Raw genomic sequence first — 21,649 nt, forward strand, 5'->3', positions numbered from 1 at the left:
CGGCCCCGCCTCGCGCCGGGCGACCATGCCCGCCGTCCGCCCTGTCAAGCTGAGAGCACGAATGACTCAGCCCTCGCTCGGCCGACCCCCGCCGTCCGGAGGACGCGACGAAGTGACGACGCGTGACGTTGGGCGACCGGAGCTTGGCCGGCTGACTCGTTGGTGCTCTCAGCTCGACAGGGACGCCGAGGGGTTGCCGATCGGGAGGTCCGCCGAGCCCGTCGGGCGGCAGGGGCACCGACGGCTGCCGACCGGCCGTCCGCCGAGCCCGTCCGGTCAGCCGGCTCGCGCGGCGGGGTCGAGCCGTCGCCGCCGGGTCGCCCGGCCCGGCGGCGACGGCGTCACCACGGGTGTACGCGCGGGGCGGGCGTCCCGTCGCGTACCCCGAATCTCAGACGAAGCGCCAGCGCTGGTGCGCGGCGCCGGTGTCGTCGCCGAGCACGGCCTGCGCTCCCTGGCTGCCGGAGCCGCCGTTCAGGCCGAGCACCCGGCCTCCGTTCGCGCACTGGACGCGGAAGTAGCCGTTCCCGCCGTGACGCAGCCGCCAGCGGTGGTCGGCGGCGCCGTTGTCGGCCCACTGGACGATCCGCGCGCCGGCGGCGGTGGAGCCGCCCTCGACGCCGAGCACCTTGCCGCTGTTCGAGTTGCGCAGCCGCAGGTAGCCGCCGGTGTCCACGAGCGCGGTCCAGAGGTGGTCGGCGGTGCCGGAGTCGCCCCACTGGATGACCAGCCCGCCGTCGGCGGTGGACATGTCCTGCACGCCGAGCACGAGCCCGCTGCCGAGGTTCTGGAGCCGGCGGGCGCCGTTGGGCAGGAAACGCCACTGGTTGTCCGCGCTGCCGTTGTCCGGGTCCTGCACCGCCGTCGCGCCCTGCGCGGTCGAGCCGCCGGAGATGCCGAGCAGCTTGCCGCTGTTGACGTTGCGCAGCTTGTGGGTGCCGTCGCCGACGTCGACGACCGTCCAGAGATGGTCGGCGGTGCCGTTGTCGGCCCACTGGAGGATCCGCGCGTTGTCGGCGGTGGACATGTTCTCCACGCCGAGCACCTTGCCGCTGTTGACGTTGCGTAGCTTCAGCGCCGACCCGTCGACCAGGAGCTGCCAGTCGTGGTCGGCGGTGCCGGTGTCGCCCCACTGGAGGGCGAGCCCGCCGTCGGCGGTGGACATGTTCTGGATGCCCAGCACGAGCCCGCTGGCGGCGTTGGCCAGTCGGAAGCTCGCCTCGCCGCCACCGCCGCTGCCCGGACCGGCCCGCCAGTAGACCGTGTAGTTGAACCCGTGCGCGTCGTAGAAGGGCCCGAGGTTGACGGCGGCGCCGTTCGCCGTGGCGGTGAACGCCAGGGATCCGCTGCCGGTCCGGGTGACCGAGGCGACGTCCAGCGTCGGCAGCGCGCTCAACGTGGTGTTGCCGTAGTTGCCGGAGAGCACCACCGGGCCGTACGTGACCGCCTGGACCGCCGCGTCGTCGTTGGCGGCGACCGTGGTCACCCGCATCGGCAGGCGGACCGTGACCACGTCCCCGGCGGCCCAGTCGCGGGTCAGGACAGCGTAGCTGCCCGGCGTGGTGGCGATGCCCTGCGCCGTGCCGTTGACACTGACGGTCGCCCCGGTGGTCCACGACGGGATCCGGATCCGCATCGTCCACGACCCGGCCACCGAGCCGGTGACCGTGAGCGTCGTGGTGTCGGAGACCGGGTACGAGGTGCTCTGGGTGACCGTGATGCCGCGCTGGCTCCAGGTGAGCACCGAGGGCAGGAACAGGTTGACGGTCAGCGTGGTGCCGTTGTGGTAGTAGATGCCGTCGGCCAGGTTGGTGTTGGTCTCCAGCCCGGTGCCCTGGCAGCACCAGAAGGAGTTGTAGTCGGTGCTCCAGGTGCCGCCGCCCCAGGCCGGGCCGACACCGCGTCGACCGCCCGGGTTCAGCGGGGTGAAGTACGTGACGTGGCCGTGGCTGTCGGCCGGGTTCTGCTGGCCGATCATGTGGTTGAGCAGCGCCCGCTCGTAGAAGTCGACGTACGCGACCCGGTCGGGGTCGAGCTGCCACAGCTCCCGGGTCAGCTTGAGCATGTTGTAGGTGTTGCACGCCTCGCAGGTGTCGTTACGCAGGTAACCGGCGATGGCGTTGGGCGCGCGGAAGTGCTCGGCCTGGCTGTTGCCGCCGATGGCGTACGTGTGCGCGCCGACGGTGATGTTCCAGGCGTTGGTGGCGATGTCGCGGTAGCGGGTGGTGCCGGTGGCCTTGTACTCCCGGGCCGCCCCGATCCACTTGGGCACCTGGGTGTTCGCGTGCAGCCCGTTGAGCTGGTCGGAGTTCGACGCGAGCGGGTTGAACCCGGCGGCGTGGTCGAAGCGTTGCGCCGCGGTCAACCACCGGGCGTCGCCGGTCTGCTGGTAGAGGTCGGTGAGCACCGCGTTCATGCCGCCGAACTCGGTGCCGAGCATGGCCTGCATCTGGGCCGAGGTGAGCCGGCCGGTGCGCCAGTCGACCCAGCCGGCGAGCGCCAGCAGCACGTCGCGGGCCTGCGTGCTGCCGATCAGGCGCCACACGTCGAGCAGGCCGGCCAGTGTCTTGTGGATGCAGTAGTAGGGCACGTTGCCGTTGCTCAGCGTCCGTGCCTCCAGCGCGGTGAAGTCGGACTCTGCGAAGCCGGACAGGTAGCCGGTGTTGAAGCCGGCCGCGCCGTTGTTGGCCTGGCACTTCGCCAGCTCGGCGACCATGGTGACCGCCTTGTCCCGGCAGGTGGTGTCGCCGGTCACCGCCCAGGCCTGCGCCCAGGCGGTCAGGAAGTGGCCCTGCATGTGGGTGCGGAACGGGAACGTCGGCGCGTCCCAGCCGCCGTTGGCGGCGGCCCCGGCGGTGGAGAGCCGGTGGTTGGCGCGGAAGTTGTAGAGCAGCCGGTTGACGTCGACGAAACGCAGGTAGGACAGCGTGCGGTTCTGGTTGTCCAACCAGCGGCTCGTGGTCAGCCGTACCTGGCCGGGGTCGAACGCGTACGCGGAGACGCCGATGTCCGGGCGGGCCGGGGCCAGGGCGGCGCCGGCCGTGCCGCCGCCGGTGAGGGAGCCGACGGCGGCGCCGGCGCCGGCCGCGACGGCGGTCGCGCCGGTCGCGCGCAGGAGCATCCGGCGGTTCATGAGGGGAGCGGGCATGCGAAGCCTCCGGGACGGGAAGACGGAGTCGGCCGGGCGGGCCGTCGCCCGCCCGGCCGACGGATCAGTTGCGCAGGTTCCACTGCTGGTTGGCGCCGCCGTTGCAGGTCCAGAGCGCGACCTTGGTGCCGTTCGCGGTGCCCTGGCTGGTGGCGTCGAGGCAGAGCCCGGACTGGGCGCTGCTGATGGTGCCGTTGCTGTTGAGGTTCCACTGCTGGTTGGCCTGGCCGTTGCAGTCCCAGATGATGGCCCGGGTGCCGGCGGTGGTCCCGGACGCCTCGGCGTCGAGGCACTTGTTGCCGTACACCTGGAGTTGCCGGGCGGCGGTGTAGGTCCAGCGCTGCATGGTGCCGCCCCAGCAGTCCCAGAGCTGCACCTGGGTGCCGTTGGTGGTGCTGCCGTTGGGCACGTCGACGCAGCGGCCCGACTGGCTGCCGACGATCTCGACGTTCTGCCGGCTGCCGCCGGTGGTCGCCGCGTAGCCGGCGGCGGTGATGTTGGCCTGGACGGCGTTCTCGGTGGCGTCGGTCGGGTAGCCGGAGGTCATCACGCCCTCGTAGAACGTGCCGGCGGAGCCGTGGCTGTTGTCGCCGCCGATGCCGAGGATGATCGCGCCTTCCTTCTTCATCGGGTTGTACCCGGAGGCGTTCGGCCGCTTGCCGTCGTAGTACGTGGACAGCCCGCCGGACTGGGCGTTGCCGGCCCGGATGGCCCAGTGGTTCGGCTCGCCCTTGACGATCGCGGTCAGGAACCGGTGGCTCACCGACGGGTCGTTGGCGTTGTAGCCGGGGTTGACGCCGGAGAACAGCCCGTTCTCCAGGTCGGCCATCACCCAGGGACCGTTGCCGGTGCCGTAGCCCCAGACCTTGATGTTGCCGAAGTAGATGGCCTCCATGGTGCCGTTGCCGTTGTCGCGGCTGTTGGTCTCGGCGTTGCCGTAGTCGAAGCAGCAGCCGCCGTTGTAGTGGGTGCCGTCGAAGATGGCGTACATGCCCTCGGGCTGGTCGCCCGTGGCGATGCCGTTCGTGGTGTTGTCGCGGTAGCCGGTGCCGGGCGCCACGAACACGCCGTACGCCTTGCGGCCGTTCAGCGTGACCGGGGCGAGGGTGGCGTCGGCGAGGTTGTCGTAGCCGCCGGCCGCCGGGCCGGAGAACCCACCGGGCGGGGCCTGGGTCAGGTGGTTGCCGCGGCCGGACTGGTCGTAGATGACGCTGATCAGGCAGCTCGTGTTGGCGCAGAACGCGTCCTGGGTGGCGGCGTTCGCGACGTCGCCGGCGGCGATCGGGGCGATGTCGCGGGTGGTGTTGTCGGACGCGCGACGCACCTGGTAGAGCGGCCCGGCGTAGGCGCCGTAGAGCGCGCGGGTGGTGCTGTGCGCGGCCACGCAGGGCGTGCCGCCGGCGGCGTAGATGTCGCAGGGGCCGGTGCCGGCGGCCCGCGCGGGGGGCGCGGCGGAGCCGACCACGGACGCGGTCACGGCGACCAGCAGGGCCAGGGGTGCGAGCGCGACCGCCAGGCGGTGACGGCGGGTGGTGGGGGTGGGGTCCATCGATCCTCCTCCGACGGAGATGACGAACAAGTTAACGCTAACAATCGTCCCTAGCGTGGCGTTTACATAGTCGACTGTCAACGTCTGGTTGGGGCCTGAGATCAACGAGCGACGATGTTAGCGCTCTCATGATTGTCGACGCGTCACCGATGCCGTACGCTCTGGGGCGCGGTCCGCCCTCACGGTTCTGTGAGGAGCAACCATGCCCTTGAACCGCCTGCTGACCCTGGGGGTCGGCGCCTGTGCGGCGGTCGCGCTCAGCGTGCCGGTGGCCGCGGTCCCGGCCTCGGCCACCGCGTCCCACCCCCACCGCGACGGCGGCAGCCTGGTGCTGGTCGGTGGCGCGCTCGCCGACGACAACCGGGAGATCTACGACGACATCGTCCGGCTGGCCGGTGGTCCCGGCAGGGCCCGGATCGGCATCCTCACCGCGGGCGCGCCGGTGCCCGCCGAGGATCCCGACGCCGGCACGCCGGAGTGCAACAACAGTGTCTGCAACGGCGACTACTACGCCGAGCTGTTCCGCTCCTACGGGGTGGCCGACGCCCGGTGGATCCCGATCGACCTGGACCACCCGGGCGCGGCCGACGATCCGGCGGTGGTCCGGCAGGTCGAGTCGATGACCGGCTTCTTCCTCGGCGGCGGCGACCAGTACCGCTACGTCACCACGATGACCCGGGGGGCGGCGCAGCGGGACAGCGCGGCGCTGGCCGCGATCCGGCGCAAGCTGCGGGGCGGCGCGGTGGTCGCCGGCACCAGCGCGGGCGCGCAGATCATGGCCGGCCGCGACATGATCACCGGCGGCTCCACCGAGCCGGGGCTGCGCGACGGCGCGAAGCCGGGCTACTTCGACGACCCGGACGTGCTCGGCTACCTGCCGCGCGGCGGGTTCGGGTTCTTCACCGCCGGGCTGGTCGACACGCACTTCTCCCGCCGGGGGCGGGAGGCACGGTCGATCCGCCTCGCCTCGGACACCGGGCACAAGCGGGTGTTCGGTCTGGACGAGAACACCGCGCTGGAGGTGACCGGCGTCGGCGGCCGGCGGCAGTCGCTGCGGGTGCTCGGGCAGCGTGGCGTCGGCGTGCTGGACCTGCGCCGGGCCCGGGTCACCGACCACGGCGGGGTGTGGGGGATCGAGGGTGTGCGGTGGAGCCGGCTCACCGCCGGGGACGCGTACGACGCGCCGCGCTGGCGGCTCGTGCCGGCCGCCGGCAAGCCGCGCGTCCGGCCGGTGGCCGGACCGTGCACCGCGACGCCGTCCGAGGACGTCTTCTACGACTACGCCATGGTCGGGCTGGTCGAGGACGGGCTGGCCGCCCGCACCGGGTGCGTGACGGTCAGCGGCACGTCGTACGAGAAGGACCCGGTGTGGGCGGCGCGGCTGACCCGGGGCGCCGGTTTCGCGGCGTACCGGGGGGCGACGGCGACCACGTTCACCGACGTGGTGGTCGGCATCCGACCGGTCTGACGCGGTGGTGCGGCGGCGTCGGGCGGGCGTCCGGCGCCACCGTCATCTCGATGTAACAGAAGTTACGTATTGAGCAGTGAACTTAATGGATGTAACTTCTGTTTCATCGCTTCGTGGCCCCTCGGAGGTGCCCATGTCCCCTTCCCGCAACGCTCGCCGGCTCGCCGTGACGGCGTCCGCCGCCGCGCTCCTCACCGTCGTCCCGCTCGGCGTCACCGCCGCGCACGCCCAGGTCACCCGGGTACGCCAGGGCAGCGCCACCGACGCCGCCCGGGCGAGCTGGTCCGGCCCGGCGTACACCATGAACGGCTCCGGCGGCATCGTCACCGCCACCATGACGAAGGCGGTCGACGCGATCCGCGGCGGCACCGGCGCGATCGACGTGGTGGTGGTCGCCGGCTCCGGCACCGGCACGCCGGAATGCGACGTGATCACGCCGCTGGCCGGCGTCAACTCCTGCACCACGCTCACCCTCACCGCCGCCGCCGACGGGAACAACAGCCAGGTCAACGCGGACATCCGCAACGCCGAGTTCGTCTACTTCGCCGGCGGCGACCAGTGCCGTTACGTGGCCTGGAAGGGCACCGCGCTGGAGGCGTCGGTGGAGTCGGTGGTGGCCAAGGGCGGCGGCGTCGGCGGCGGCAGCGCCGGCCACCACGTCAACAGCGACGTGGTCTACGACGCCTGCACCGCGAGCGCCACCTCGGCGACCGCGCTGGCCAACCCGTACGACCGGTCGTTGACGTTCACCACCGGCATGTTCCGCTGGCCGAACTACGCCGGCACCATCAACGACTCGCACTTCGTCACCCGGGACCGGATGGGCCGGACCATCGCGTTCGTGGCCCGCGCGGTCAAGGACGGGCTGGTCTCCGGCGGCAAGGCGTGGGGCGTCGGGGTCGAGGAGGGTGCCTCGCTCTACGTCGACCGGGCCGGCCGGGCCACGCTCAGCGGCCCGAGCGCGTACGTGGTGCTCGGCGACCACCAGCCCGAGGTGGCGGTGTCCGGGCAGCCGCTGACCTACACCGGCGTCAAGATCTGGAAGCTGACCGACGGGCAGAGCTACGACTTCGCCAACCGGCCCACCTGCGGCTACTACCTGCGCAGCGTGCGCGCCGGCGTGCCGGACGCCAGCCTCTACAGCGGTACGCCGGTGACCGACTGCTCGTCCACGCCGCCGCCGTCCGGCGGGTCGTCCTACGCCGAGGTGGAGCCGAACGACTCCCGGACCGCCGCCAACGACGTCTCCGGGCTGACGTTCCCGGCCACGATCACCGGGGACATGAAGAGCGCCTCCGACCGGGACTACTTCGCACTGACGCTCGGTAGTGGACAGACGCTGACCGTCAACTGCGCGGTGCCGTCCGCGTACGACGCGGACCTCTACCTGCTCAGCGCCACCGGCAGCACGTTGACCCGGTCGGTGAACGACGGGGCCGGGACGGACGAGTCGGTCACGCTGACCCGGACCGCCTCCGGCTCGGCCACCTACCACCTCGACCTGGAGGCGTACGCCGGCTCCGGCACGGCCGACTACGCCTGCGCGGTCACGAAGTCCTGACCGGGACGGGGTTCGTGGGCGGGCGGCGACGCCCGCCCGCCCACGGACCGACGGGCCGTTACGCTCTGCTCGTGCCGAACTCCGATGCTGTCGACGAACCGCACGTGGTGGGCGTCGCGGCGCTGATCCGCGGGCGGCTCGGCGAGTGCAGCCCGGCCGAGCGCCGGGTCGCCCGCGCCCTGCTCGCCGCCTACCCGTCCGCCGGCCTGGGCACGGTGGCGGCGCTTGCCGAACGCGCCGAGGTGAGCGCACCGACCGTGCTGCGGCTGCTGTCCCGGCTCGGTTTCGGCGGGTACCCGGAGTTCCAGCGCGCGCTGCGCGACGAGCTGGCGGAGCGGGAGACGTCGCCGCTGACCGCCTACCGGGCCGCCGAGCACGGCGGGACGCCACCGGCGGGCGCGTTGCCCCGGGCCGCGGCGACGCTGCCGGAGGCGGTGGCCGGCACGCTGGCCGACCTGCCCCAGGGCGAGTTGGACGCCGCCGTGCGCCTCCTGGCCGACCAGCAGTTCCGGGTCACCGCGGCCGGTGGTCGGTTCTCCGCGCTGGTGGCCCACTATCTGGTGCTGCACCTGATGCAGGTGCGGGGCAACAGCCGGCTGCTGCCCCCCGGGCCGGTGGAGCGCGCGGACCTGCTGGTCGACGTCGGCAAGCGGGATCTCGTCGTGCTCTTCGACTTCCGCCGGTACGAGGAGTCGACGCTGGCGCTGGCCCGGGAGGTGACCGCCCGGGGCGCGCGGGTGGTGCTGTTCACCGACCGGTGGCTGTCGCCGGTGGCCGGGCTGGCCGAGGTGGTGCTGCCCGCGCGGGTCGAGTCGCCGTCGCCGTACGACAGCTTCGTGCCCACGCTGGCGTTGGTGGAGACGCTGGTCGCGGCGCTGATCGACAGGCTCGGCCCGGTGGCCGGCGCGCGGCTCAAGGCGATGGAGGGGGCGCAGCAGGCGTTCGGCGACCACTGAAACGTCCGTTACAAAAAACTGTAACCCCACCGAGATCGTAACGTGAGTTACAGTCCGGGGGCTGGCTGTTCCGGCCCCCGGAAGGACTTCCCCCATGCGTATCCGATCCCTCGCCCTGGTCGGCGCGACCACGGTGTTGCTCGCCGCCACCGCCGCCTGCGGCTCCGCCGCGACCGGTGACGCCACCGACGAGATCACGCCCGTCTCGGTCACCATCGACGGTGTCGGCCCGGTCGAGACCGACAAGGCCGTCGCCGCCAAGGTCCCGTCCGACGTGCGCGGTCGCGGCACCGTCACGGTCGCCACCAACGCCCCCTACCAGCCGTTCATCGACTTCAAGGTGGAAGGCCGCACCGACCAGTTCGTCGGCCTCGACCACGACCTGTTCCAGGCCGCCTCGGCCCGGCTCGGCCTCAAGGCCACCTTCACCCAGCAGCCGTTCGACGGCCTGGTGCCCGGTCTCCAGGCCGCCAAGTACGACGCCATCGCCGGAGGCATCACCGACAAGAAGGAACGCCAGCAGGTCGCCACGTTCGTCGACTACTCCGCCTCCGGCACCGGGTTCCTGGTCGCCGCCGGCAACCCGCTCGGCGTGCGGACCGTGGCCGACCTCTGCGGACGCACCGTCGCCGTGCAGAAGGCCAGCAACCAGGCGAAGAACCTGGCCACGTACGCCAAGGAGAGCTGCGCCGGCCGGCCGCTGGAGGTCAAGGAGTACCCGGAGAACCCGCAGGCCGTGCAGGCGCTGATCGCCGGCAACGTGCAGGTGGTCGCCGCCACCCGGGTCAACCTGGTGGAGACCGCCGGCTCGCTCGCCGGCAAGGCCGAGCTGGTCGACGACCCGTCCTCGCCCAACGGCTGGCTGGCCAGCCCGAACGGCTTCGGGTTCCTCAAGGCGAACAAGGAACTGGCCGAGGCGTACCGGGCCGCCGTGCAGTCGCTGATCGACGACGGCACCTACGGCAAGATCCTGGCCCGCTGGAAGCAGACCCCGATCGCGATCGACAAGGCCACCGTCGACCAGGCCATCGACTGACCCGGCGGACCACCCCCCCGAACCGCGGTCGCCGGGCGCCCTCTTCGACTCCGTGAGGGCGGGCCCGAAGGGCGCCCGGCGACCGCCGCACCCCTGCCGGAGGCACTCCCACGATGACCACCACCGAACCCCCGACGGTACGGGTCGTCCCCGTCCGCCACTACGGCCGCTGGCTGACCGCGCTGGTCGTGGCCGGGCTGGCCGCGCTGTTCCTGCGGGCGCTGCTGACCAGCCCCAACCTCGAACCCGGCACCGTGGCCCACTACCTGTTCCAGGACTACGTGCTCGACGGCGTGGTCACCACGCTCTGGCTCACGCTGCTCGCCATGCTGCTCGGCACCGCCGGCGGCGTCCTGCTCGCCGTGCTGCGGCTCTCCGACAACCCGGTGCTGCGCGGCGTCTCCTGGACGTTCATCTGGGTCTTCCGCGGCACCCCGCTGCTCGTGCAGATCATCTTCTTCGGGTTCCTCGGCGCGCTGTTCCCCCGGATCACGCTCACCGTGCCGTTCACCGGCACCGTCCTGTTCGACCGCCCCACCAGCGTGGTGGTCACCGGCACCGTCGCCGCCGTGCTCGCGCTGTCGCTCAACGAGATGGCGTACGCGGCCGAGGTGATCCGCGGCGGCATCCTGGCCGTCGACGACGGGCAGACCGAGGCCGCCGCCGCGCTCGGCATGGGACCCACGCTCACCCTGCGCCGGGTGGTGCTGCCCCAGGCCATGCGCGTGATCATCCCGCCGATGGGCAACGAGACCATCACCATGCTCAAGTCGACGGCGCTCGTGTCGATCATCGCCGGACGGGACCTGATGACCGCCGTGCAGAGCGTCTACCAGAACAACTACAAGGTGATCCCGCTGCTCCTGGTGGCGGCGATCTGGTACCTCGCCCTGGTCAGCCTCCTCTCCGCCGGCCAGTGGCTGGTCGAGCGGCGGTTCGGCCGCGGCTTCGCCCGGGGAGGCGTGCGATGACGGCGATGGTCCTGGCCGAGGGCGTGACCAAGCGGTTCGGCCCGGTCGAGGTGCTCAAGGGCATCGACCTGACCGTGGCCCCCGGCGAGGTGGCCTGCCTGCTCGGCCCCTCCGGCTCCGGCAAGTCGACGTTCCTGCGCTGCGTCAACCACCTGGAGCGCATCGACGGCGGGCAGCTCCGGGTCGACGGCGAGCTGGTCGGCTACCGCCGCCAGGGCGACAAGCTGCACGAGTTGAAGGCCCGCGAGGTGGCCGTGCGCCGCCGCGACATCGGCATGGTGTTCCAGCGGTTCAACCTGTTCCCGCACCTCACCGCGCTCGGCAACGTCACCGAGGCGCCGGTGCGGGTGCTGCGCACCCCGCGCGGGCGGGCCCGCGAGGAGGCGATGCGGCTGCTCGACCGCGTCGGGCTGGCCGAGCGCGCGCACCACTACCCGGGTCAGCTCTCCGGCGGCCAGCAGCAGCGGGTGGCGATCGCCCGGGCGCTGGCCATGCGCCCGAAACTGATGCTCTTCGACGAGCCCACCTCCGCGCTCGACCCGGAGCTGGTCGGCGAGGTGCTCGACGTGATGAAGGGCCTCGCCGCCGACGGCATGACCATGGTGGTGGTGACCCACGAGATGGGCTTCGCCCGCGAGGTCGCCGACCAGGTCGCGTTCCTCGACGACGGCGTGGTGGTCGAGGCCGGCCCGCCGGACGAGGTGCTCGGCCGGCCCCGCCACGAGCGCACCCGCGCCTTCCTCGACAAGGTGCTCTGATGGACCCGTTGCTGCGCGCCGCCGGTGACCGGCTGACCGCCTACCACGACCGGCTCGCCCGACTGGTCGCGCTCGACTCCGGCTCCGGCCAGGTCGACGGTCTGCGGGAGGTCGCCGACCTGGTGCAGGGCTGGTGCCTCGCCGCCGGGCTGGCCGTGGAGCGGGAACCGGTCGCCGACCCGGCCGGCCGGCCGCTCGGCGACGTGCTGACCGCCCGCCGCCGGGGCGCCGGTACCCGCCGGATCCTGCTCGCCGGTCACCTGGACACCGTGTTCCCGCCCGGCACGGCCGCCGCCCGCCCGTTCCGGGTGCAGGACGGCCGGGCGTACGGGCCGGGGGTCAGCGACGACAAGGGCGGCGTGCTCGCCGGACTCGCCGCCGTCGAGGTGCTCGCTTCGCTGGACCGGCACGACTACGGCGAACTGGTGCTGGTCTGCACGCCGGACGAGGAGATCGGGTCGGTGGGCAGCCGGCCGTTGCTGCGTACCCTCGGGGCCGAGGCCGACGTGGCGCTCTGCCTGGAGTGTGCCCGCGACAACGGCGACCTGGTCTCCGCCCGCAAGGGCGTCGCCGACCTCGCGGTGACGCTGCGCGGGCGGGCCGCGCACGCCGGCATCGAACCGGAGCGGGGCGCCAACGCGCTGCTCGCCGCCGCCCGGCTGACCGTGGCGCTGGACCAGCTCAACGGCCGGTGGCCCGGGGTGACGGTGAACGTCGGCGCGTTGGAGGCCGGCGGCCGGCCCAACGTGGTCGCCGACCGGGCCCGGATGCTTGTCGACCTGCGCGCCTGGCGCACCGGCGAGTACGAGGCCGCGCTCGCCGAGATCCGCCGGCTGGTCGCCGCGCCGGTCGTGTCCGGGGTGCACGCCGAGCTGACCGTGCAGGCGCCCACCCCGCCGTGGGAGCCGGACCCGGCCGGGCGTCGGCTGGCCGAGCTGGCCGCGAAGGTGGGTGCCGGGCTCGGCGTGCCGGTGTCGCACACCGCGACCGGCGGCTGCGCCGACGCCAACCTGTTGGCCGAGGCCGGCGCGACGGTGCTCGACGGGCTCGGCCCGGTCGGCGGCGCCGATCACAGCCCGGGGGAGTGGCTCGACCTCGACTCGGTCGTCCCGCGGGTGGCGTTGCTGGCGGGCCTGATCGACGCGCTCGGCCGGTCGCGGGCGTAGCGCGGCTGCCGGCCCGGCCCCCGGGCGGTCCCGACCCCGCTCAGGGCAGCCGGGCCTGCGCCCGGTTCGGTGGCCGTAGGCGGCCGAGGCGTCGGGCCGGTGGCGGGGCGCCGGGGCGCACCTCGACGAGGGTCCGCTCCGCGTCGTGCCAGATCATGCCGTGCAGGCCGCAGCGGCCCGACCGCACCGCCTGATCGAGCAGGGGGGAGTGCCGGCGCAGCGCGGCGAGGGTGGCGCGCACCCGCTCGGGTCCGCTGCCGTGCGGCAGCGAGCAGGCGGTGTGGCCGAGCACCACCACCAGGGGTACGCCGAGGTGGCCGACCGCGTACTCCAGGCTGCCCCGCACCGAGGGCCCGGCGCTCAGGCCGGCGGCGCGCACCGCGAACACGTCGGCGCCGCCGAACACCGTCGCCGCTTCCGGCTGCGGATCGGCGCAGGAGAGGACCGCCGCCACCGGGGCTCCGGCCGGGGTGGACGGCGTGGGCGCCGCCCCCACCCGGAAACGGTGGTGTCCCGCGCGCAGCCGGGCGAGGGCGAAGCTCGGGCTGAGGGGCCACCCCCGCGGCGGGGATCCGGTCATGTCCATCACTGCTCCTCGTGACGAGCCGCTGTCATGCGTCTCACGATACACGAATTAGAAATCGTGTAATAGAGTGCGCTTGTCTGAAGGAGGTGGCGATGGACGTCGCACTGGTCCTGGGAGTCCTGATCGGACCCGCGTCAGCGGTGCTCGGCGCGCTGGCGGTGCCCGACCCACGCCGGGCAGCCCGGCTGGTCGGCGCGTTGCTCGGTCTCGGCGCGGTGGCGGCCACCGCGCTGCTGGTCCGGGTGGCGACCGACCCGGCCCTACCAGGCGTGCTCATCCGCGTCGACACGTTCGGGCCGGCGTTCTCCGTCGGCGTCCGCGTCGACCGGTTCGGCGCGCTGTTCGTACTGCTCGTCTGTGGGCTGGCCGCGGTCGTCGCCGGCTACGCGCGCCGCTACCTTGACGGCGAGCCGGGGGCCCGCGCGCTCCAGGCGCGGGTGGCGGCGGCCACCACCGCGACGCTGGTGATGGCGACCGCCCCCAGCCTGGTGCAGCTGGCCGTCGGCTGGATCGCGGCCGGGCACCTGCTGATCGGCCTCATCGGCCACTACCGCGACCAGCCCCGGGTACGGGCCGCCGCACGCCGGACCCGACGACTGTTCCTCGTCGGCGACGCCGCGCTGGTCGCCGGCCTCGCGCTGCTGGTCACGCCGACCGGCGACGCCGACCTGGACGCGGTACGCGCCGAGGCCGGCGACCGGCCCGGATGGCTGCTGGCCGTCGCCGGCGCGCTGCTGCTGGTGGCCGGCGCGGTGCGGTCCGCGCAGGTGCCGGCACACCGCTGGCTGCCGTCCACGCTGGACGCGCCGACCCCGGTCTCGGCGTTCCTGCACGCCGGAATGGTCAACGTGGCCGGGTTCCTCATGATCACGTTGGCGCCGGTGGTGACCGCCGCGCCCGGGATGATGCCGGCGATGGTGCTCGTCGGCCTCGTCACCGCCGTCTCGGGGCTGCTGTTCGCGGCGGTGCGCACCGACGTCAAGGGCACCCTCGCCCGGTCCACCGTGGCGCAGATGGGGTTCATGCTCGCCCAGTGCGGGCTCGGCGCGTTCGGGCTGGCCGCCGTGCACCTGGTCGGGCACGCCGTCTACAAGGCGTACGCGTTCCTCTCCGCCGGCGGCACGCTCCAGGCGCAGGCCCGTGCCGCGGGCGCGCCACGGCCGGCGGGCCCGCCGCCCACCCGGTCCCGCGTCCTGGCCGCGGCGACGGTGGTCGTCGCCGTGCTGGCCACCGAGCTGCTGCTCGGCGCGACCGTCAGCGGCGCCCTCGGCGCCGCGCTGGTCGCCGCCGCCGCGCTCGCCGCCGTGTGGTCCGGCCTCGCCGACCGCGCGTTGCCGGCCCGGACCGCCCTCACCCTCACCGTCGCGGTGGCGGCGCTGGCCGGCGGACACCTCGTCGCCGGGCGGGCCGTCAGCCGCTGGCTGGCGCTGCCGACCGGGACGAGCCTGCTCGGCGTCGGCGCCGTGGCGTCCGTGCTCGCCGTGGTGGCCGTCGCCGGGGTCGTCCTGCGGCGTCGGCCGAGCGCCACGCTGTGGTGGTGGGCCTGGCACGACGGCGGCGCGAACCCGCGGGCCCGTCGGTCGGCCCCACCCGGAGGGCCGACCCCCGCGGCGCTGACGACGCCGCGTCCCGGCCTGCTCGACCGTTCGGACGGCGCCCGGGTCGTCGCCGCCGCGACCGCCGCCGCCGACCACGTCGGCGCGGTCGGACCCCTGGACTCCTTCGTCGCGGTGAACCCCCTCTCCGGCCGGGAACGCGTGCCGTTCGCCCGGGCCACCGCCGAGCTGCGGGGCCTCGCCGACGCGCGGACCCACCTGCCGGCCGCCGAGTACCGCCGGCGACTGCGCGCCGGCCGGATCACGCCGGCCGACCTCACCGCCGTGCTCCCCCCGCCACCGCGTGCCGGGTCGGTGGTGGTCGGTCACCGGCGGATCGACGTCACCGACCTCCAGCTCACCGTGCTGGGCCACCCGGTGCACGACGGGCCGCCGCCGCCGGCCGACCTGCTCGCGGTGGCCCGCCGCCGGCTCGCCGACCTGCCCGCGCGACCCCGACCCCGCCTCCCGCACGAGGCCGGACCGCGCACCCTTGCCGAAACGCTCGACCGGGCGCTGGGCACCCGGATCGCCGCCGACGTCGACGACCTGGTCGCCGCCTGGTGCGCGGCGCACAGCGGACGCCCGGCGGCGCTCTGGCCGGTGCCCGGCCCGGCGGACGAGGGCTGCTGGGCGCGCTGGCGGCGGATGGCCGGCGCCGACCCGGCACTGGCCCGGTGGGGCGTCACCGGCCTCGCGGCCCTCGTCGACGCGTTGCCCCCCGCGCCCGAGCAGGCCGTCGCGGTGCTCCTGCGCGCGGTCGGGGTGCCACCCGTGGCCTGGTCCACCTACCTCTCCCGGTCCCTGCTCCGGCTGCCCGGGTGGGCCGGGCACGCCCGCTGGGCGCAGGCCCACCGGGGACCGGGGCCGGCACTGAGCCCGCTGGACCTGCTCGCCGTACGCCTCACCTACGAGTACGCGCTCGCCGGCGCCGCCGCCCAGCGCCACCTGGAACTGCCCCCGGTGCTGGACGCGGTAGCCGCCGCGACACCCACCACGCTGCCGAGGTCGGCCGGGATCACGCCGGAGGCCCTCGCCCGGCTGGCCGGCGCGCTCGACGTCGACGTCGCCGCGCTGGCGTGCCTGCCCGGCGAGACCGTGGCCGTGCTGCGGGACGTCGCGTGCCAGCTCACACCGTCGCGGCAGGCCGAGGTGTGGCTCGCCGCCGCGGAGCACGCGTACCGGCGCCGACTGCGCCACCGGCTGGACCGGGGCGAGCGCCGGCCGGCCGCCGGCCCGCCGGTGCTCGCCCAGGCGGTGTTCTGCATCGACGTACGCAGCGAGGGCCTGCGTCGGCACCTGGAGGCGACCGGACCGGTCGACACGTACGGCTTCGCCGGCTTCTTCGGCCTGCCGGTGCGTACCGTGACCGCCGGCGCCCGGCGGGGACGCGACCGCTGCCCGGTCCTCATGCGACCGGTGGCCACGGTCGAGGAGTCACCGGCGTCGGCGCGGGCCGGCCACGCGGTGCGGGTCCGGCGCTCGCGCCAGGCCTGGCGTCGCGCCTACGCCGCCGCCAAGGCGAACCCGGTCGGCGCGTTCGCCTTCGTCGAGGTCGCCGGCGTGCTCGCCACCGCCGCCCTGCTCGTGCGCGCCGCCGCGCCGGGCCGGTTCGCGCCGGTCCACGACCACACCGCACCGACCGCCGTCGACCTGGCCGCCGCGATGACGCTCGACGAACAGGTCTACTACGCCGAGGCGACGCTGCGCACGATCGGGCTCACCACCGGTTTCGCGCCGCTGGTGCTGCTCTGCGGGCACGGCGCCACCAGCGCCAACAACCCGTACGCCGCCGCGCTGGACTGCGGCGCCTGCGGCGGCAACCGGGGCGGGGTGAGCGCGCGGCTCGTCGCCGGGGTGCTCAACCGGCCCGAGGTGCGCGCCGCCCTGGCCGACCGGGGCATCCACCTGCCCGACGGCACGCACGTGCTGGCCGGCGAGCACGACACCGTCACCGACGAGGTGCGCCTGTTCGACGTGGACACGGTCCCCGCCGGGCTGCGACCGGCGGTCGGGGAGCTGTCCGGCCGGCTGGCCGAGGCGGGCGCGCGGTTGCGGGTGGAGCGGGCCGCGCGGCTGCCCGGCCGGCCGCGTCCGCGCCGCCTGCCCCGGCGCGCCGGCGACTGGGCGCAGGTCCGCCCGGAGTGGGCGCTGGCCGGCAACGCCGCGTTCATCGCCGCGCCCCGCGAGCTGACCGCCGGGGTCGACCTCGGCTGCCGGACGTTCCTGCACTCCTACGACTGCGCCGCCGACCGGGACGCGGCGGCGCTGGAGACGATCATGACCGGTCCGCTGGTGGTGGCCGCCTGGATCAACCTCCAGTACTACTTCTCCACGGTGGATCCGCAGCGGCTCGGCGCGGGCACCAAGACCGTGCACACCGTCCTCGGCGACGCGCTCGGCGTCCTCTCCGGCTCCGGCGGTGACCTGCGCGTCGGCCTCCCGCTCCAGTCGGTCGCCGACGGCACCCGACCGGCGCACGAGCCGCTGCGGCTGCTCGCCGTGATCCGCGCCCCGCACCACCTGGTCGACGCGGTGCTGGGCCGCAACCCCGGGCTGCGCCACCTGGTCGACGGCGGGTGGCTGTCGCTGACCGTCGTCGACCCCCGCACCGGCGAGTGGTCCGAGCCCGCGCCGGGCGGATCGTGGCGGGCGCTGCCCGCCGCGCACCTCGCCCCCGAGCCGCCCGCGCGCCACCCGGCGCCCGCGGCGGAGAAGGAGTACACGGCATGAACGAACTGGGACTGACCCGCATGGTCAAGGTGGAGGTCGTCACGCGCGCCGACGACGCCGACGCCGTCCGCACCCTGCTGCACGCCTCCGGGGTGAGCGGCTGGACGAGCCTGAGCGGCGTCTCCGGCTTCGGCCACCACGGCACCCACGAGGGCCGGCTGCTCTTCAACGACCGGGCCGGGCTCGTCATGGTCATCGCCGTGCTCCCGCACGGCCGGGCCGAGCCGGTGGTCACCGGCCTGCGCGACATCCTGGCCGAGCGGCCCGGCGTGATGTTCGTCAGCGACGCCTGGGTCAGCCGGCCCGAGTACTTCGGCGCCGACCGCGCGGCGGAGTGACCACGGCGGCGCGCAGGGGTGGGCGCCCCGACGGGATCCGTCCCGTCGGGGCGCCCACCCGACCGGTGTCGTACGGTGACCGCATGGGACGCCTCGCGCGGTGGCGTCGGATGGCCCGGGCACACCCGACCGTGACCGATGCGCTGCTGGCCGCGCTGCTCTTCGTGGTCAGCCTGCTCCCGGTGAACCCGCCCGGTGGCCCGCCGCGCGACCCGCTGACGGTCGGCGCGGTGCTGCTCGCGCTGGCCGGCTGCGGCGCGCTGGTGCTGCGCCGCCGCCATCCGTTACCGGTGCTCGTCCTGGTCACCGCCGCGGCGGCGACCGCGCTGCTGGTGCAACAGGCGCGAGGGCCGTTCGTGCTGACCGTGGCGCTGGCCGCGTACACGGTGGCGACCCGGACCGACCGACGGACCGCGGTGGCGGCCGGCGCGGCGAGCGGCCTGGTGCTCGGCGGCGGCGCGGTCGTCGCGCTCGGGGTGGGCTGGCTGGACCCGGCGGTCGTGGTGCTGCTGCTCTGGTTCGGCGTCGCGGTGGCGGCCGGCGACGCGGTACGCAGCCGGCGGGCCTACGTGGCGGTGCTGGAGGAGCGGGCACGGCGGGCCGAGCGGACCCGCGAGGAGGAGGCCCGCCGCCGGGTGGTGGAGGAGCGGCTGCGGATCGCCCGGGAGCTGCACGACGTGGTGGCCCACCAGATCGCGTTGATCAACGTGCAGGCCGGGGTGGCCGGGCACCTGCTGCGGGAGCGGCCCGACGCGGCCGAGGAGGCGCTCGGGCACGTCCGGTCCGCGGCCCGCACCGTGCTGGACGAGCTGGCCGTCCTGCTCGGCCTGCTCCGTCGCGGTGAGCCGGACGCGCCGACCGAGCCGGCGCCCGGCCTGGGCCGTCTCGACGCCCTCGTCGACGGTTTCGCCGCCGCGCAGCCGGTGCGCTGGACCCTGACCGGCCGGCCCCGGCCGCTGCCGGGCGCGGTCGACGTGGCGGCCTACCGGATCGTCCAGGAGTCGCTGACCAACGCCCACCGGCACGCGCCCGGCGCGACCGTCACGGTGGGGGTGGCCTACACCGCCACCGGCGTGGTGGTGGAGATCCGCGACGACGGGCCGGGCCCGAGCGGACCGGGTGACCCCGGCACCGGTCTCGGCCTGCTCGGGATGCGGGAGCGGGCCGAGGCGGTGGGCGGCGCGTTCCACGCCGGCGCCGGGCCCGCCGGCGGCTTCCGGGTCCGCGCGGAACTGCCCGCCCCGATCCCGCAGGAGGTGGCATGACCGTCCGGGTCCTGCTCGCCGACGACCAGACCCTCATCCGCGCCGGCTTCCGCGCGCTCGTCGACTCCGCGCCGGACCTGTGCGTGGTGGGGGAGGCCGCCACCGGGCGGGAGGCGGTCGAGCGGGCCCGCGCCACCCGCGCCGACGTGGTGCTGATGGACATCCGGATGCCCGAACTCGACGGCCTGGCCGCCACCCGGGAGATCACCGCCGACGAGGACCTGGCCGGCGTACGGGTGCTGATCCTGACCACGTTCGAGGTCGACGAGTACGTCTTCGAGGCGCTGCGCGCCGGCGCCAGCGGCTTCCTCGGCAAGGGCGTGGAACCGGCCGAGCTGCTCGACGCGATCCGTACCGTCGCGGCCGGGGAGGCGCTGCTGTCCCCGAAGGCCACCCGAGGGCTGATCGCCCGGTTCCTGGCCCAGCCCGACCCGCGGCCCGGGGCCACCCCGGAGCGGCTGCGGGCGCTCACCGAGCGGGAACGCGAGGTGGTCACGCTGGTCGCCGCCGGGCTGAGCAACGAGCAGATCGCCCAGCGGCTGGTGGTCTCCCCGCTGACCGCGAAGACCCACGTCAACCGCGCGATGACCAAGCTCGACGCCCGGGACCGGGCCCAACTGGTGGTGATCGCCTACCAGAGCGGGCTGGTCCGGGCCGACCCGCCGGCGCGGTAGCCGGACCGCTGACGTACCGCGGTCGCGGTACGCGCAGGTGTCCGCGTCCGGCCGACGCGCCGGCCGGGGTACGCGGGCCAGGGTTGAGCACATGATCGAAGCCCACGACCTGAGCAAACGCTACGGCGACAAGCTCGCCGTCGACGCCCTGACCTTCACCGTGCGGCCCGGCGCGGTGACCGGTTTCCTCGGTCCCAACGGCGCCGGCAAGTCCACCACCATGCGCATGATCCTCGGCCTGGACGCGCCGAGCTCCGGGACCGTGCGGGTCAACGGCCGCCGCTACGCCGAGCACCGGGACCCGCTGCGTCAGGTCGGTGCGCTGCTGGAGGCCAGGGCGGTGCACACCGGCCGGTCCGCCCGCAACCACCTGCTCGCCGTGGCCGCCACCCACGGCATCGGCCGCCGCCGCGTCGACGAGGTGATCGACCTGGTCGGGCTGCGTGAGGTGGCCGGCCGGCGGGCCGGCGGCTTCTCACTGGGCATGGGCCAGCGGCTGGGCATCGCCGGCGCGCTGCTCGGCGACCCGGCCGTGGTGATGCTCGACGAGCCGGTCAACGGCCTCGACCCGGACGGCATCCGGTGGATCCGTGGCCTGCTCAAGGGCCTCGCCGCCGAGGGCCGGACGGTCTTCGTCTCGTCGCACCTGATGAGCGAGATGGCCCAGACCGCCGAGCATCTGATCGTGGTCGGCCGGGGCCGGCTGATCGCCGACGTGTCGCTCGCCGAGTTCACCCGCCGGGCCTCCCACGGCACCGTACGGGTGCGCTCGCCCCAGGCCACGGCGCTGCGCGACCTGCTGGCCGGTCCGGACGTCACCATCACCGGCGGCGAGCCCGGCGTGCTGGACGTCAGCGGGCTGCGCCCCGAGACGATCGGCGACCGGGCCGCCGCCGCCGGACTCACCCTGCACGAGCTGACCCCCACCGAGGCGTCGCTCGAAGAGGCGTTCATGACCATGACCCGTGACGCCGTCGAGTACGCCGGCGCCACCGAAGGAGCGGACCGATGACCACCGCGGCCCCACCCGCCACCACCGTCCCGACCGACGCCCGGATCACCGTCCCCCGGGTGGTCCGAAGCGAATGGATCAAGTTCCGGTCCCTGCGCTCGTCGCTGATCATGCTGACCGCGACCGTGGCGGTGTTCGCCGCGCTCGGGCTCGGCTTCTCGACGTTCCTGGCCGACGCCACGATCGAGCCGGGCACCCCGGCGCCGCCCGGCGGGCCGTCGTCGCTCGACCCGCTCGGCGCCAGCCTCGGCGGCGTCAACCTCGCCCAACTGCTCGTCGGCACGCTCGGCGTGCTGCTGGCCGCCGGCGAGTACGGCACCGGCATGATCCGGACGTCCCTCGCCGCCGTGCCGGCCCGCTGGCCGGTGCTCGCCGGCAAGGTCGTCGTGCTGGCCGGCGTCACGCTGGCCGTGCTGGTGCCGACCACGCTGCTCACCTTCCTCGGCGGGCAGGCGATCCTGGGCGACCAGGGCATCTCGCTCGCCGACGACGGCGTGCCGCGCGCGGTGCTCGGCACGGCCGGCTACCTCGCGGCAGTCGGCGTGCTCGGCGCGGCGCTCGGCTCGCTGTTGCGCACCACCGCCGGCGCGCTGACCAGCGTGGTCGCGCTGCTGCTGGTCGTGCCGGGAGTGGTGTCGCTGCTGCCGGAGAGCTGGTCGGGACGGATCTCGCCGTACCTGCCGTCCAACGCCGGGCAGGCGGTCATGAGCGTGGGCGGGGGCGGTGACCTGCTCTCCCCGGGCGCCGGCGCGGCCGTCCTCGTGGTCTGGCTGGTCGCGCTGCTCGGCGCCGCCCTGGTCGTGCTGCGCCGCCGGGACGCCTGACCCCCGCGC

At 74.7% G+C, this 21,649-nt stretch carries 16 protein-coding genes; 13 read left to right on the forward strand and 3 right to left on the reverse strand.

Annotation, left to right across the window (positions count from 1 at the left end):
* Positions 1–391: 391 nt before the first annotated feature.
* Both VKK44_RS10905 and VKK44_RS10910 read right to left on the reverse strand, forming a co-directional pair.
* A complete protein-coding gene (locus VKK44_RS10905; protein ID WP_343446790.1) occupies positions 392–3,148 on the reverse strand; it encodes a beta-L-arabinofuranosidase domain-containing protein in 2,757 nt (918 codons plus the stop codon).
* 64 nt (positions 3,149–3,212) lie between these two features.
* On the reverse strand, positions 3,213–4,697 hold the full coding sequence (locus VKK44_RS10910; RefSeq protein ID WP_343446791.1) for an arabinofuranosidase catalytic domain-containing protein: 1,485 nt from the start codon (positions 4,695–4,697) through the stop codon (positions 3,213–3,215).
* A 202-nt stretch (positions 4,698–4,899) separates the two neighbouring features.
* Here VKK44_RS10910 and VKK44_RS10915 point away from each other — a divergent pair, with 202 nt between their 5' ends.
* The 7 genes from VKK44_RS10915 (at position 4,900) to VKK44_RS10945 (ending at position 12,613) form a co-directional block, all read left to right on the forward strand.
* Entirely contained in the window at positions 4,900–6,165 is a 1,266-nt protein-coding gene (locus tag VKK44_RS10915) for a cyanophycinase (RefSeq protein ID WP_343446792.1), read from the forward strand.
* A 133-nt stretch (positions 6,166–6,298) separates the two neighbouring features.
* Positions 6,299–7,726 (forward strand): hypothetical protein, encoded by a 1,428-nt coding sequence (locus tag VKK44_RS10920; RefSeq protein WP_343446793.1) that lies wholly within the window; start codon positions 6,299–6,301, stop codon positions 7,724–7,726.
* A 71-nt stretch (positions 7,727–7,797) separates the two neighbouring features.
* Complete coding sequence (locus VKK44_RS10925; RefSeq protein ID WP_343446794.1) at positions 7,798–8,682, forward strand: MurR/RpiR family transcriptional regulator; 885 nt, start codon at positions 7,798–7,800, stop codon at positions 8,680–8,682.
* A 94-nt stretch (positions 8,683–8,776) separates the two neighbouring features.
* Positions 8,777–9,718 carry a transporter substrate-binding domain-containing protein gene (locus tag VKK44_RS10930; RefSeq protein WP_343446795.1) on the forward strand — a complete coding sequence of 314 codons (942 nt, stop codon included), beginning with the start codon at positions 8,777–8,779 and terminating at the stop codon, positions 9,716–9,718.
* 113 nt (positions 9,719–9,831) lie between these two features.
* Complete coding sequence (locus VKK44_RS10935; RefSeq protein WP_343446796.1) at positions 9,832–10,689, forward strand: amino acid ABC transporter permease; 858 nt, start codon at positions 9,832–9,834, stop codon at positions 10,687–10,689.
* The gene (locus VKK44_RS10940) at positions 10,686–11,447 is read left to right on the forward strand and encodes an amino acid ABC transporter ATP-binding protein (RefSeq protein ID WP_343446797.1); all 762 of its coding nucleotides are present in this window, start codon (positions 10,686–10,688) and stop codon (positions 11,445–11,447) included. Before VKK44_RS10935 ends, VKK44_RS10940 begins: the two co-directional genes overlap by 4 nt.
* Entirely contained in the window at positions 11,447–12,613 is a 1,167-nt protein-coding gene (locus tag VKK44_RS10945; protein ID WP_343446798.1) for a M20/M25/M40 family metallo-hydrolase, read from the forward strand. The genes VKK44_RS10940 and VKK44_RS10945 overlap by 1 nt, the downstream gene beginning before the upstream one ends.
* Before the next feature lie 40 nt (positions 12,614–12,653).
* Here the strand turns inward: VKK44_RS10945 and VKK44_RS10950 are convergent, their stop codons facing one another.
* Positions 12,654–13,199, reverse strand: coding sequence for a carbonic anhydrase (locus tag VKK44_RS10950; protein ID WP_343446799.1), 546 nt, complete (start codon positions 13,197–13,199; stop codon positions 12,654–12,656).
* Between the two features lie 92 nt (positions 13,200–13,291).
* On the opposite strand from VKK44_RS10950, the gene VKK44_RS10955 reads away from it, so the two are divergent.
* From VKK44_RS10955 to VKK44_RS10980, 6 genes are all read left to right on the forward strand, one after another.
* On the forward strand, positions 13,292–17,527 hold the full coding sequence (locus VKK44_RS10955) for a putative inorganic carbon transporter subunit DabA (RefSeq protein ID WP_343446800.1): 4,236 nt from the start codon (positions 13,292–13,294) through the stop codon (positions 17,525–17,527).
* A complete protein-coding gene (locus VKK44_RS10960; RefSeq protein ID WP_343446801.1) occupies positions 17,524–17,865 on the forward strand; it encodes a DUF190 domain-containing protein in 342 nt (113 codons plus the stop codon). Before VKK44_RS10955 ends, VKK44_RS10960 begins: the two co-directional genes overlap by 4 nt.
* A gap of 83 nt (positions 17,866–17,948) precedes the next feature.
* Positions 17,949–19,130, forward strand: a complete 1,182-nt coding sequence (locus VKK44_RS10965) for a sensor histidine kinase (protein WP_343446802.1) — start codon at positions 17,949–17,951, stop codon at positions 19,128–19,130.
* Entirely contained in the window at positions 19,127–19,804 is a 678-nt protein-coding gene (locus VKK44_RS10970) for a response regulator transcription factor (protein WP_343446803.1), read from the forward strand. Before VKK44_RS10965 ends, VKK44_RS10970 begins: the two co-directional genes overlap by 4 nt.
* A 91-nt stretch (positions 19,805–19,895) precedes the next feature.
* A complete protein-coding gene (locus tag VKK44_RS10975) occupies positions 19,896–20,816 on the forward strand; it encodes an ABC transporter ATP-binding protein (protein ID WP_343446805.1) in 921 nt (306 codons plus the stop codon).
* Positions 20,813–21,640 carry an ABC transporter permease subunit gene (locus VKK44_RS10980; RefSeq protein WP_343446806.1) on the forward strand — a complete coding sequence of 276 codons (828 nt, stop codon included), beginning with the start codon at positions 20,813–20,815 and terminating at the stop codon, positions 21,638–21,640. Before VKK44_RS10975 ends, VKK44_RS10980 begins: the two co-directional genes overlap by 4 nt.
* Positions 21,641–21,649 lie beyond the last annotated feature (9 nt).

The organism is Micromonospora sp. DSM 45708, from assembly GCF_039566955.1.
Taxonomy (GTDB): Bacteria; Actinomycetota; Actinomycetes; order Mycobacteriales; family Micromonosporaceae; genus Micromonospora.